Source organism: Altererythrobacter sp. CAU 1778, assembly GCF_054482795.1.
The window spans coordinates 22,779-38,084 of the sequence record NZ_JBTLRP010000003.1 but is presented as its reverse complement, the minus strand read 5'-3'; the positions used below and the strand labels follow the sequence as shown (position 1 = coordinate 38,084).

General features: G+C 58.0%; 3 protein-coding genes. All 3 read left to right on the top strand.

What is annotated here, in order from left to right; genetic code table 11:
* Positions 1-118: 118 nt before the first annotated feature.
* The 3 genes from ACXYN8_RS11640 to ACXYN8_RS11630 all read left to right on the top strand — a co-directional run bounded on the left by ACXYN8_RS11640 (position 119) and on the right by ACXYN8_RS11630 (position 15,303).
* Positions 119-493 carry a hypothetical protein gene (locus tag ACXYN8_RS11640; RefSeq protein WP_458889627.1) on the top strand — a complete coding sequence of 125 codons (375 nt, stop codon included), beginning with the start codon at positions 119-121 and terminating at the stop codon, positions 491-493.
* A 127-nt stretch (positions 494-620) separates the two neighbouring features.
* Positions 621-1,010, top strand: coding sequence for a hypothetical protein (locus ACXYN8_RS11635; protein WP_458889626.1), 390 nt, complete (start codon positions 621-623; stop codon positions 1,008-1,010).
* Complete coding sequence (locus ACXYN8_RS11630) at positions 1,000-15,303, top strand: Ig-like domain-containing protein (RefSeq protein WP_458889625.1); 14,304 nt, start codon at positions 1,000-1,002, stop codon at positions 15,301-15,303. The genes ACXYN8_RS11635 and ACXYN8_RS11630 overlap by 11 nt, the downstream gene beginning before the upstream one ends.
* Positions 15,304-15,306 lie beyond the last annotated feature (3 nt).

Here is a 15,306-nt window from a genome sequence, read left to right as displayed (position 1 = left end):
AGCCTCAGATTCTATGCGTTGCCGGTCAGAGCGGCTTGAGGCGAAGCGCTCGAGTTGGCGAGGGGTTACCATAAGTGAGGCTGAAAACGGTACGGGCATTTGCGGCGATCGTAAGCAAGTGTTGGAATTCCCCTTCGACACTCTAGTCAGCACTTGCTCTGAAAGTTTTTATCAGATCGCCCGTGGTGACCAGATCACGATCGCTGTCGACTTGATTGTCCGAGAAGAGGGGTGCCTAGGTGACCCTTGCGCGCCCTTCGGTTTGATCGATCCCATAGAGAATGTTCTCAATGATATTGACATCGCGACTGAAGAAGACCCCCAACTTGCCTCAATGAAGGCGAATGTCGAAGTGACCGAAGTCACAGTCGGCGATGCTGTGTTTTACATTGGCAATTCGGTGCAAGAGGAGGCAGGCTTATGGCTGAAGATAACAATCATGGATCCGATCAGAGTCCTCTTCCTCCTCCATCGCCCACGCTTCCGCGTGTAAGTTGCGACTAGTCATGCTCCATTGTTCAGTACCTGCGCTAACCAAAAAATCGTTGCCAAGAACTGGTCAGGGTCCGCTGATTATATGGTGCGCCTTCTGTTGTCTAATAATGTTGGGGGCATGCTCAATGTCGAAAGACGTTTTTGCCGATTTAGAGCGGCGATGCAGTAGCGAAGCCAGACTGATTGTTCACGATCCAGATCTTTGGGAAGAATACCTCATGGAAGCGGAGGCAACCTACAAAGCGCGTTCCGCGAAGTTTCCTGATACGGGTCGTGCCTTGATTGAGTACGCTCCCAGCTTTGAGCAAAGATACGGGGCTGATCTGAGGGAACGGCCCGAAGCCGTCGAGGGCGCTGTGACTCGCATAGATATTCACATCTTCAAAGATGGTAAGAACGTGGCGCAATTTGTTAATTTCTATGCTCGCCGCGATTTTGCCGGCACCACAATCCAAACGTGCGTGGGCAATTTTCCCGACCTGTATTCTCTAGGGGCCAAAACAAATGAGCAATGATCAATCCCCTCCGCTTTATTCTCGCGACTATGTGACCTCTTCGCAGATTGCGGGATTGGGGTATGCAGCGAACACCGGTTTATTGCAGTCCGGCATGACTGGCGAAGCGCTTAAGTTGGCGATTATCCGGTCGGGGCAAGAGGCGCTTTTCACTCCTGAGCAACTGGACAACTTTGTCGCGAATCACGAGTTCATTGGGTCAACGTCGCGTGGCTTAAACACGACCGGCGGAGATGTAGTCGCATTCCGTAATTTAACCAATAATGCCATCCAGATTGGCATAGCCGGTGTAAATGACGATGTGTTCGGCGTGCCGCTCAGAGAACTGACGCAGACGGATCTTCAGACTGCGCTCTATGGCGCTAACGCGTCAATGTACCGTGATGTCCAAAATTTCGTGTTTGGATTGATGGACGAGTATTCTAACTCATTCTTTGATCTATCCGGCCACTCCGCTGGCGGGCAAATGGTGCAGTTAGTCGTCGGCGATGCATATCTTCGCGGAGATGCATATTCATCGAGAATTGTCACGGCCAACACATTTGGGTCTTTTGGGTTGAGTTTTGGTGCTGCTGACACATTTCTGCCGAACACCGATCTCCCTGAGCTGGAGCAAATACTTAATAAGCTCGATGAAATAGAAGACCTAGTCGGGTTTGTTCATTTTGTGAACAACAGTGATGGCGTGCCGAAATATTCGGATGGAAACGGATATCGCTTGGCAGGATCGCTGATCCTTTCCTTGACAGATTTGCTTGGTCCCCTGGATGCAATTGAGGCTCACGGCATAGGTTTGTATGCTTTGACGCTCTCCCTAAACGTGAATAATCTAGGTCCAATTGTGGGTAATCCCGATGTTCGGCCTGACGCCCTCGCGGCTGCCGCTGAACTGCTCGGCTTGACGATTGATCAGGCCGAGGAGATGCTCGTGCTCGCGCAATCGAACTTCGGTCCTTTGCCAGACTCTGGAGAGGCCACTTTGCGACTCCGAGTGCCAAGTCCCATTTCAAGTCAAGTTGGGGGCATTGATCCTAGAACCGGAGCGACGTTACCGCGCAATGCTCTTTTGCAGATGTTTGGCGACGGCTCCTCGCTTCTCACTGATCTTGCTTCGCGCACCCTGGAGTTGATTTACAAAGTTAGCGATCGAGGCATTCCGGTGAATGCCGCAGGTGAAGAAATTTACGATATTGATGGCAATAGGATTCTTGGCCTCGAAGATCCGGCCCCAGTCGTCGAAAAGACACGTATCTTCGACGGTCTCGGGAGCAATGCCAAAGGTGGCGTGGTCATCGAGCAACTTATAGACCCGAACACGAAAAAGCCAATTTCAACCAAAATTCGAATAGAGGGCAACCCCCTCGGTATTGATTTGTCGGATGTCGGCTCGGTCTTGGGCGCTCAATTGGGCAGCCGAATAGCCGGTGGAAATCTCGCGGTCGATATCGGGGCTTCAGCAATACTCAAGACGCTTGGCAATAGTCTCGGTGACACACTTGATGGAATAATTGGGAACCAGTCCGTTACGGCTGCAGTGAACGATTCATTTTCAACGTTTGGCCCCGAGTTACTCGCGAACCTGAAATCGGCGGGCATAGGTGCCGTTTCTTCGTTGCTTACCGCGGAATTGATCAATGTCGTCGGGCTCGATGGCGTTGCTGGCGAGGCGCTAAATTCAGGCGCAGGCGCGGTTGTCGGCCAGATTTTGGCAAACATCGCTGGAATCAACGATCCATCCGGAGTGTTCTCTGGGGTCGATCTAACCTTGATCGGCAATGCGCTCGGATCTTTTGTGGGATCGAGACTAGCTTCCGAGGTCATTTCGTTCGACACGATTGGTGGCCAAATAGGATCTGCAGTTGGCTCGACGCTCGGTGTTTTGGCCGCAGGTGAGTTGCTTAAGATCGGAGGCGTCCTTGGCGGACCTCTAGGCGCTGCGATCGGCGCCTTTGCTGGCTTCATCATAGGTGGATTGATCGGTTCAGTCTTTGGGGGCACTCCACGTTCTGGCGCTGACGTCGAATGGGATTCCGAAACCGGGAGATTTGTCACATCAAACGTTTACAGCCGTAAGGGTGGCTCCAAAGATACCGCCCGAGCCTTGGCAGACACCGTTTCTGCGACTTTCAACATGGTCCTCGACGCGACCGGCGCAAGACTGTCTGAACCTGGTGCGATCGCGACCGGAAATTACGGAATGCGAAAATCGGATTTCGTTTATCGGCCGGTATCAACGCGCGATAAGTCCGCGATTACATATCGTGTTTCATCCAAAGACGATGACGCCTTTGCGAAGCTTACAAACTTCGGAACCTACACCGGGCTTACCGACAAAAACTTTGAGCTGATTGGTGGCAATACATTTGTCAAGCGGGCGATCTACTCGACGGTTGAGTCAGGCGAGCAGAGTGCCGAGAGCTTTGACGCGTCGGCTCTGGTCGGTAATATTACAGCGGCTCAATCGTATCAAAGTTACCTAAATTCTAGCCGCGCGATAGGAGCGCTTATAAGCGCAGAGAGTGAAAGCGCGTTTGCAGCCGAAACTGCAATTAATCTCACGCGCGCCGTCGAACTTGGTCTTAACAAGCGCCACCGAGCGGATTGGTTTGGCGGCTTCAATGCGTTGATGGAAGAAACTCGGGCAACAGCCGCGCAAATCTTATTCAGCTTTGATCGCGATTTTTATTCCGGCAATGTTTCGCGTCTTATTGGTGTTGGCCAATTTCTCTTGGGTGACACAGTTGACATCAGTGGTCAGACTGCGATCAGCTCTGGTAGTGGCGACGACACAATAATTATTGCTCACTCAAGAACCAATATAGATGGCTTTGAGGTCTCTGGTGGTGCAGGATTTATTGGTGACACAACGGGATTGATCATCAACCAAATCGCCAACAATGGCTCTGCCATCAGCATCAACGTTGCTGCCACCATCAACTCTGGGGCCGGCAACGATGTCGTACATGCTGGTGATTTGGGCAACAATGTCATTGGTGGTTCTGGCAACGACACTCTTTACGGCGGTCGTCTCGACGACTGGCTGCTGGGCGGTGAGGGCAACGATCGTCTCGACGCCGGTGCCGAAAACGGTGGGCTGGGAGGCGACGGTAACTACCTCGACGGCGGCGCGGGCGACGACCAACTCTTCGGCCGCGAGGGCTCCGACTGGCTCGAAGGAGGCGATGGTATCGATACCCTTCGCGCAGGCGACGGCGGTGACATACTATCTGGTGGAGCTGGCGAAGGCGACGAGCTCTACGGCGGTGGCGGTGACGATACATATTTGCTGCGTCGCGGCGACGGTGCGGATATCGCGGAGGATCTTGATGCGCGTGCCCCGACTCCGCCGGCTATCGCCAACCCGGGCGACTTCCCCAACGTCGATCTGAGCGATCCGATCGCCGCTCGCTTTGCTGCGATCCGAAGCGGTGCGATCAAGCGCGATTGGCTCGGCACAACAGCTGCCGTCAGCGCTGGCCAAACCTCGGGCGGCGAGGATTCGATTGCGTTTGGCTATGGTATCACGCTCTCCGATGTACGCCTGTCGCGCTCGGATGATGGCGATGATCTGGTCGTCGAAGTCACCGAAATCGGTGAAGATGGCACGGAAGTTCTGACCGGCGACAAGCTTACGATCCGCGACTGGTTTGCCGATCCATACAAGCGGGTCGAATGGCTCAAATTCGTCGACGGCACTGAAATCCGCATTGGTGATGTGACCTCATTCATCGTTGGAACTTCGGGTGATGATGTCCTGATCGGAACTGGTGGGAATGATTTCGTCTATGGCGGAGCGGGCAATGACGAACTGCGCACGCTGGGCGGCAACGATATCGGGCTTGGCGGTTCAGGCGACGATCTCGTTTCGGGCGGCTCGGGCGACGATATCGTGGTCGGCGGTGTCGGTGATGACCGTGTCATCGGTGGCTCGGGCAATGATGCACTGACCGGCGATGCCGGCAATGACAGCCTCTACGGTAGCCAGGGTGCCGACATCCTCGCTGGCGGGCGAGGCAACGACATTATGGTCGGAGGCGCTGGCGATGACCGCTTCCGCTTTGCCCGCGGCGACGGCCACGACGTGGTGTTCGACGACTATTCGGATGACTGGACGGTGGTCTGGCAGGCAGGCAACTGGCTCAACGGCTATGTTTTCGATCCCGCGACTGGAGAAGTTTTCGATCCGGACGGCAACTACGTGCGCCGCAATTTCGGCACCACCGAGTTTCCCGATTTCCAATGGGTTGGCCAATTCGACTACGACGACACCACCGGTGAACTGAGGCAGTTCACGCCGCCCGCAAGCGCGACGACGCTGGTATCGGATAAGGGCGAGGACACGATCGAGTTCGCGCTCGATATCAATGTCCAGGATATCATGTTCGAGCGGCAAGCCGGTTCGAACGACCTTCGCGTGGTCATCGGGCGTAACAATGCCGAACCCAGCCTCGCTTCGGCGCGCGACAGCCTGACCCTGCAGGATTGGTACAGCGCGCCGGGATCAATCGAGACCTTCGCCTTCTTCGCTGCAGGTGAAATCGATGTTTCGGCAACAGGCTACAATCTGATCGGTGGCACCGATGGTGTTGAAGGCGGCGTGGATACGCCGCTGCGCGGTACGCTCACCGCAGACTGGATGACCGGCGCAGGTGGAAACGATCACCTTGCGGGCGGTTCGGGCGATGATATCGTTGCTGGCAACGCCGGTAATGACCGCCTCAAGGGCGAAGCGGGTAACGACGTCCTCTACGGCGGTAGCGGCAACGACATTCTCGATGGCGGTCTCGGTGCCGACGTCCTTTCGGGCGGCGCAGGCCTCGATGCTGCGTCCTATGCGTCGTCGTCTAACGCGGTCACCGTCTATCTCAGCAATGCGGCGCTCAATATGGGCGATGCAGCGGGCGACACCTATGACAGCATCGAAAATCTCGTCGGTTCGGGTGCGGGTGATGTGCTCGGCGGCGACGATGGCGATAACGAAATCACCGGCGGCAAAGGCTCGGATTTCCTGCTCGGCGGGCTCGGTAGCGACACCTATGTCTGGAACATCGGCGATGGCGCCGATGTTATTGAAGACGTCGAGTTCATCGCCGAAACGATCGTGTCTGCCGAAGGCGACATCGGTGAGAATTACGAGGTTCTCTGGACCCAGATGGGCGCGCCCAAGGGTAGCAATGATAAGACCGAGTTCGAGCTTCGACTCGTCCACTCGGATACCGGCGAATTGATATTTGAGGACCGCGTTTTCACCTATGATGGACTGAACGATCAGCCCGAGGTGCGTTTCTGGCGCAAACAGGGTTGGCAGAAGGGTTTCCTCCCCGCGACCGACGGTTCGGTTACCCGTGTAGCATATGACGAGCAAATGGATGCGGGCGAAGCCGACGCGATCGAGATGGGCGCTGGCATAAGTCTTGCCGACCTGTTCTTCGAACGCGAAGGCAACGATCTGCGCATTTCCTACATCGTCAACGACGATAGCAATAATGGCGATGGTCTGGCGGTCGGTCAGAGCAACAACGCCAACTTGCTCGTGCGTAACCACTTCCTGGAAAAGAACCGCGTCGAATTTCTGATCTTCGCCGATGGTCTCGCAGTCGACCTTGCGAACGTCCTCACCGCCGACAGCAGCGGCGTGGTCAATGGCAGCGATCTCGACGAGCTGATCGTCGGTCAGCGTGGGGTGCGCAACGACGTGCTTGCAGGCGCCGCCGGCGACGACTTCATCTCCGGCGGCGAAGGCGATGACCAGCTTTCGGGCGGCGACGGCGATGATGTGCTCGAAGGTGGCATTGGCGCCGACTCGATCGATGGCGGCGCGCATTCTCCGGCGCCATCCGAAGGCGACCCTTCAACCGGTCTGCGCGGCGACACGGTACGCTACGCAACGTCGGGCGCGGGGGTCGCTATCGATCTCGCATCGACCGGGCCGCAATCGGGCGGCGATGCGCAAGGCGATACGCTCACTGGCATCGAAAACGTCACAGGTTCGGTCCATGACGACAGCCTATCGGGCGATGACAATGACAATGTGCTCGATGCGCTAGGCGGCAACAACATGCTGCTCGGTCGGGGCGGCAATGATGTCCTCGTATCGGGCGACGGTGCCGATACGCTCGATGGCGGTGCCGGCGAAGACAATCTCTCCGCAGGTGGCGGTGACGACATCCTTCGCGGCGGTGCAGACAATGACGTTCTTGCCGGCCTCGATGGCGATGACCAGCTCTTCGGCGATCAAGGCGACGATATCCTGAGCGCCGGTCGCGGCAACGACCGTCTTGAAGGCGGTCTCGGTAACGACGAGCTTATCGCGGGCGAAGGCGACGATACTCTGCTCGGAGGCGCGGGCAAAGATACGCTGGTTGGCGAGGCGGGCGATGACAGCCTGGCTGGCGGCGCAGACGCCGACACCTATTTCTTCGCTGCGGGCTTCGGCCAGGACGTGCTGACCGACAGCGAGGGCGCAAACGAGATCCTCATCGACCAGTCGATCACCTACGAATCCCTTTGGTTCCATCGTTCGGGCGACGACCTCGTCATGACCGTGCGCGGTGCAGACGACACGCTGACAATCAGCGATTTCTTTGCCGCTGCCAATGCGGCCAACATCTATTCGGTGCAGACCGCGACCCATCGCTTGTTCCTGGGCCATCCCGAGGTGCGCAATTTTCTCGACACGATGCAGGCAACCGGGCCAACCGGTGCTCCTGCCGAGATTCCGGCGGAAGTTGCGGCGATCATGGATCGCTATTGGCACGAAGGCACGACAGCGCGTCCCTATGTCGAGGATTTCGATCTGGCGATCGACGAGGACACGACGACCGGGCTCGTTGCCATCGACGCGATCGATCACGACGAAAACATTTCCCGTTATGAGATCACCGGCGATGCTTTGAGTGGTACGGCGAGCGTCGATGAATTCGGCCGCTTTAGTTATGCGCCCGACCTCAACTTCAATGGCGAGGACAGCTTTACCGTCGCGGTGGTGGATGCCGACGGCAACGGCCGCGAGATCGAAGTGCGCGTAGGGATTGCTCCGGTCGACGATGCCCCGGTGATCGATGGTGTCGAAGGCGGTCAGCCGCTTGCGATCGACGAGCGTGCTCCGCTCAGCGCGACCGAAACCGGGTCGGTGGTCGGACGCATTCTGGCGAGCGAGTTCGATGGTGAAGAGATTTTCTTTACGCTAACCGATGATGCCGATGGCCGGTTCACGATATCCGCTGATGGTGTGATCAGTGTCGCCGACGGCGCTGCGCTCGATCACGAAGCGAATGCGAGCCACTCGATCACGGTCCGTGTGACCGATGCGGTCGCTAGCATTGATGAGCAAAGCTTCACGATCGCGATCAATGATGTGAACGAGGCACCGGCAACGCCCGCGCTCATCACCCAGACCACATTCATCGGCGAAGGTTCGCCTGGGGGCACGGTCGTTGCCAGCTTTGCACTTTCCGACCCCGAAGACACTGTGCCGACGCTCGTCGCGGACGGTAATCCCGGCAATCTGTTCGAGATCGTAGGAGGTGAGGTGCGCCTTGCTTCCGAGGTCGATTTCGAGACGCTGGCCGGGTTTGGCTTCGCGATCGGCGACCAGGATGGCGATGGCCGCACGGATATCGCGGTCAGCCTCACGGTCCATGCCTATGATGGCGAGCTGCGCTCGGACGATGCCGACACGATCACCTTCTATGTCGAGGACGTTAACGAGGCGCCGAGCGCGCTTTTGACCGGAAATCTCGCGGCGAGTTTCGCAGAGCGCGACCGTGTTCCGACCGGGACTACGCTTCCCGCGATCACGTTGGCGGTGCTTTCGGTGGCTGATCCCGACCTCGCTTCGCAGCCCAATGCACAATACACCTACACGGTCGACGATGCGCGCTTCGAAGTGGTCGGCAACCAGCTGCGCCTCAAGGAAGGCGTCGCCTTCGACTTTGAAAGCGAAGAACAGGTCACGGTCACAGTTACCGCGACCGACCAGAGCGTCGATCCGCTTTCGATTTCGCAGGACATTACCTTTGCGGTCGACAATGCCGACGACTACCTAGAGGGCACGCCCGATGCCGATACGCTGATTGGGCAGGCCAACCGCGATATCATAACCGGTCTTTCGGGCGATGACCGGATCGAAGGCCTAACCGGCGACGACACGCTGACCGGTAATGATGGCAATGACATCATCTTGGGCGGTGCCGGAACCGACGAGATTTTCGGGAATGCAGACGACGACACGCTCTATGGCGAGGCCGGAGCGGATACGATTTCGGGTGGCTCGGGCCGCGACACGATCTCGGGCGGCGGCGATGCGGATACAATCGACGCTGGCGAAGGCGACGACATCATCCTTGGCGATGACGATGGCGCAAGTGATGCGATCGATGGCGGCGCGGGCGTGGACCGGCTCGACTATTCGGCTCTGACCCAAGGCGTATCCGCCGATCTGTCTGCCGGGACCGCCGATGGCGACGCCGTGACCAATATCGAGGAGATCGAGGGATCGGTTCACGCTGACATGCTAATCGGCGATGCGAGCGACAATCGCCTGATCGGCGGAGCAGGTGCGGACATGCTGTCGGGCCTTGGCGGCTCGGACCGCATCGAAGGCGGCTTGGACAATGACGACATTTCCGGCGGCGATGGCAACGATTTGCTCTTCGGCGAGGAGGGCGACGACATGATCGCCGGCGATGCAGGCTCGGATAGCCTCTATGGCGGCGAAGGTGCAGACACATTGTCGGGCGGTTCAGGCGATGACAGGCTCGAAGGCGGCTTCGGCAACGACACGCTCGATGCGGGCGATGGCAACGACACCTATATCGTCGACCGGCGTTCCAATCACGATACGATTTTCAATTACGACCAGCTCGGTACCGACATCGACGTGCTTGGTTTTAACGATACCTTCGGCGAGATAACCGAGCACGATCTGTGGTTCGAGCGCCAGGGCGACGACCTCGTCGTCTTCGTGATCGGCGAAGACACCAGCGTCCGGGTGACCAATTGGTATCTGGACGTTGACCCGGCCGGACGCGCCAACCACCGGCTCGATTTCCTGCTGGGTGGAGCTTGGGTCAGCCGAGAAACCGATGTCGAAGGTTTGGCCGATTTTCAGAGCAACTTCACCCGTCCGACAACGATCGCAGAGCTTGAAGCCTTGCGCGCCGACCCGGTCTATGACGCGATGGTCGCGAATTTCTATGACATAAACGATCCGCCCCAGATCACGGGGATCGCCGATCAGCGTATTCTCGAAGATGGCCGGATGGAGCTCGTGCTTACGCTGGCCGACGATTATACCCCGGCGGCAGGCATCGCGATTGCCGGCACTGTCGAGACGGGCACTGATCTGCTGGGGCCGCAGGGTCTGGTCGTCGGCGCGGTTGCCAGCAATGGTACGGTAACGGTAACGCTTGAACCCGCGGCGCACGCTGCGGGCACGATCGGCCTATCGTTCACCGCCACAGATGCGGGCGGGGTGGAGAACACACAAACGCTCGAACTCGTGATCGATCCGGTCGCCGATACACCGGTGATCACGCAGCTTGCCAGCACACCGGCGACTTCGGGCGCCGCGATCGCGCTTTCGCTCAGTATCGAGTTTCCGGACCGGGATGGCTCGGAAACTCAATCGATCCGCATTGCGGGAATCCCAGGTGGTGTGGCTCTCAACAACGGCTCGCTCGAGGCCGCGACCGGTGATTGGGTGTTGGCACCTGCCGACCTGGCAGGCCTAGCCGTCCTTGCACCTGCGGGCTGGTCGCAGGATCTGTCCCTTTCGGTGACCGCATACGCCAGCGAGGGTGGGACGAACGCGCAGTCCGCCGTCGCCACGACGACCTTGATCATCAACGCCCCGCCGACCGATATCCTGTCTGGTCTCTCGGTTGACGAAAACGCCGCTGGTGGCACGGTGATCGGCTACCTCCAGGGTGTCGACCCGGATGGCGATACGCTCACTTACGCGCTGCTTGACGGTGCGGACGGGCGTTTCACGCTTGATCCGGATGGCTTGCTCAAGGTCGGCAATGGGCTCAAGCTCGATCATGAAGCAGCGGCATCGCACACGATTCTTGTCCGTGTTACCGACGCGCTCGGCGCAACATACGAACGCTCGGTTGCGGTGAGCGTCAACGACCTCAACGAAGCACCGAGCGTTGCGGGCGACACCTCGGATGCCGTTTTTGCCGAGCCGGTGGCAAGCGGCACTGTGCTCGCGAGCTTTGCTGCCACCGATCCAGATGGAACGACGCCGGTTATCGAGCTGGTCAGCGGCAGTGATCTGTTTGTAATCAGCGGCAGCGACGTGCTGCTCAAGACCGGAGCGCCGGCGACGTTCGTCGATGCCGAAGCCTATGCCAATGCGCGGGGTATCTCTGCCGGCGATATCGATGGTGATGGCCGGGCAGATATCAAGCTCGGCACGATCGAGGTCGTTGCGAGCGATGGCGATCTGCAATCCTCTGTGATCCGCCGTGATATCTATATCGAGAACGTTTCCGAAGCGCCCGACGCGCCGTCGTTGATTACCAACAACCTCTATTCGGAAACCGGCGAAGGTGCGACCCCGCATGCGGGCCAGGTCGTCGCGACCTTCGCATTGTCTGATCCCGACGGCGCGACACCGGCGCTCGTCATAACTGGGGGTAATGACAATGGCTGGTTCCAGGTTGCCGGAAACAGCATCGTCTTCGCTCCGAATGTGGACCTCACCGCCGATTATCTGCGCTCGATCGTCGGAACGCGCGGTGTAGCCGCTAACTTCAACGGCGATCTCGATGCAGATGGTCTCAAGGAACTGCTCGTCGCCAATCTCACCGTGGCAGCGCGCGATACCGAAGGCCTGTGGTCCGATGGCACCACTGTCGCGGTGCGGATCGAAGACCGCAATGAAGGACCTGAATTCTCACCATCGAGCTACTCCTATGGTCTTGCGGAAACCTCCGGTGCCTATACCCAGGTCGGTACTGTAGCGGCGAGTGATGTCGACGGACCGGCAGGCGAGCTGACCTATGGCTTCCATGGGGGAACGAGCCGCTTCGACAACACTCTGAATGCGAATGTCGGCGTCTCCGCCGATGGCCGTCTGCTCGTGCACCGCAAGACAGGTGTGATTTACACCGCAAGTGACACCTCCTTTGCCGGATCGGGCGGCGGTAGTTTCAACTACGACCTCACCGTGACCGATCGGAATGGCGACACTCATGCGCTAACCGCTACGTCCTCGCTCAGCGTGATGGTCAGCGATGTGAACGAGCCACATGATTTGGTCGATGCATCGGGCAGTTTCGACGAGCTCATCAACAATGACAGCCTGCCGCCCTTCACTCCGATCTTCGATCTTGCCGACGAGATGCTTATCGATCCGGAATATGAAGCGACCGGTCAAAATGTGCGCTGGGTGTTTGCGAACGGAACCGATACCGATGGAATCTGGGGTCTGACAACTGACGGTAAGCTTTATCTGAAATCGGGTAAGGTCGATTACGAACAACTCATCAGCCGTACTGAATATGACACAGTGTGGATCGGTGGCGAACCGATGCGGGTCCCGCGTACGGTCAAGGATCCCTCGCTCGCGACCATGGCATTGCAGGTCCAGGCGATCGACGACAGTCTTAGTCTGGTCAAACAGGCAACGTTTACCGCGACCATCAACGATGTGAACGAAGGCGCGGTACTCACATCGACAAGGCAGTATTATGTTGAGGATGATCAAGGCGAAGGGCGGTTTGGGGCAGCGTTGACGGCGCGCGATCCCGACACCGGATCGACCAGCATCGGCTTTGCGATCGATCAGTCCTCCATCGTCTACAGTGAATCCCGATTGTCACCCGGTAGCAGCGCCGATGTCGACAATTCGGGTAATCCGACAATCAGCATCGTCGATGGCAACCGCCTGAGCTTCCAGGTTCCGGGTGACGGTGAATGGGAAGGCGGGATCAAGAACCACCCGACCCTTGGTGGGCGCTGGTATTACCAGCTCGATGTCTCCTTCGATGTCCTGATGACCGATCCTACCGGCCTGCAAAGCCGCGAGAACGTCAATGTGACTTTCGCTAAGCATGGCGAGCGCGCTGCGCCTCCGATCGTCTTCGATCTCGATGGAGATGGGCTCGAACTCATTTCGCTCCAGGCGTCCAATGTTAGCTTTGACATGGATGGCGACGGTATTCTCGACAAGACGGGCTGGGTCTCGGCCGATGATGGCCTTCTGGCGCTCGATCGCAATAGCAACGGCATGATCGACGACATCTCCGAGATCAGTTTCCTTGAAGATGTGGCTAGCGCGCAAAGCGACCTTGAAGGCCTTGCTGCCTTCGACACCAACAGCAATGGCCGTCTTGATGCGGGCGACGAGCGTTTCTTCGAGTTTCGTATCTGGCGTGATCTCAACCAGGACGGGATTTCTCAGGACGGCGAACTGCTCACCCTTCCACAGTCGGGCATCACCGCACTCGATCTCACGAGCACTGGAGGCGATGGCGGTACGCGCGGCCTCGACAACTTCGTACTTGGCACGGTGGATTACGAACGCACCAATGGCACAACCGGCACAGCTGGCGACGTGTTTCTCGCCTATGAAACATCCGTCGACGATGTCGACGACAATGTAGACATTGCGCTAGCCGCGCCGGTGCTGTTCGATTTTGACGGCGACGGCGAAGCGCTGGTCTCACTCAGCCAGTCGATCACATCCTTCGACCAGGATGGCGATGGAGAACGTGAGCGGACCGCTTGGTTCGGCGCGGGTGATGCGGTCCTTGCGATTGACCGCAACGAAAACGGGATCGTCGATGACATTTCGGAGATTTCATTCCTGCAGGACATGGAAGGTGCCCAGACCGACCTCGAAGGGCTGGCAGCCTACGACATCAATAAGGATGGGTTGATTGACGCGAACGACATTGATTTCGCTGCGCTCAAACTGTGGTTCGACCGCGACAGCGACGGTGTTACCGATGCTGGTGAACTCGTATCCTTGAGCGAAGCGGGCGTATCGGCAATTTCACTCGAGTCTACGCGGGACGAAACTACGGGCGAACAGGCAGATGGCAGTATCATCTACGGCAAGGCGACCTTTGTCTTCGATAATGGCAGCGAAGGAACAATATTCGATACTGGCCTTGCCTATCTTGCGAACAATTCGACGCACACGACCGGTATCGCCGGTTCACCCGATGATCCGGTCGCATTCAAGGCAGCAAGCCTTGGTTTCGAGCGCAAGTCCAAGAAGTATTACGCTTATTCGCTCGGCGGCGAGCTAGCCGTCTCGCTTAGGAAAGCGCGCGGCAGCACCGATCCGCGGGCCGGAGCGATGGGTGTGTTCTCCGAAATGCAGTTCTCCAATCGCGCGTATGGATACCTTAACACCATTGTCCTCGATCTTGATGGCGACGGGATCGAACATTGCCGTTTCTCGAAGGCAAAGGCGCGTTTCGATATGAATGGCGACGGGATTGCCGACGACACCGGTTGGACCAAAAGCCGCGATGGGTTCCTCGTGGTCGATCGTAACGAGAACGGTCGCGTCGATGACGGCAGCGAGCTGTCCTTCATGCTCGATGCGCCCGATGCCCGAAACGCCATGCAGGGACTTGCTGCCTTCGACACCAACAATGACGGGCTTATCTCGGTTCTCGACGAGCGCTTCGGCGAACTCAAGATCTGGGTCGACGCCGATCATGATGGTGTGAGCGATGCAGGCGAACTGCGATCGCTATCCGATCACGGCATTGCCTCGATCAGCATCCGGGCTGCGGCAACCGACACTCGAACAAAGGTCGGTCGCAACGTGCTTCTTTCGACCGCCGTGTTCAATCGCGAGGATGGTTCAACCGGCACCCTGGGCGATCTCGCCGTTGGCTATAAGCCTTCTAGCAAGCCTCAGGTTGCGACCAGTGCTTCGGCTCTATCGCTGCGCGACATGTGGCGCCAAGACGGCATGACAAGGATCGAGGAGCTCAGCCTGCAGGATATCCTTAGTGAGGATTTCTTCAGGCGTTTCGAAAATCTGCCACGTGGTGAAGATCCAGTCGAGGAGTGGCTGCGCGCCCGCAACGGGGGACATCTTGAACTGCCGGAAGCGGCCGGGATACAGTCCGAAGCGGCAAGCGAGGATGATGCAGCCGAGGCAGGGAACGACACATCCGCGGCAAGCCAGCAAGACGTTGACCGAGCACGGATGCTTGCGCTGTTGATGCAGGATATGGCAGCATTTGGTGGGCGTGACGGGCTCGATGACGTGCTACGCGACCGCCGCGAGCCCTATGCGCTTGCCGAATTCTATTCGTAAGGA

What these genes read in the sequence shown, in the direction of transcription:
- ACXYN8_RS11635 (WP_458889626.1), top strand. Translation starts at nt 621, where the DNA reads ATGTCGAAAGACGTTTTTGCCGATTTAGAGCGGCGATGCAGTAGCGAA.
- ACXYN8_RS11630 (WP_458889625.1), top strand. Translation starts at nt 1,000, where the DNA reads ATGAGCAATGATCAATCCCCTCCGCTTTATTCTCGCGACTATGTGACC.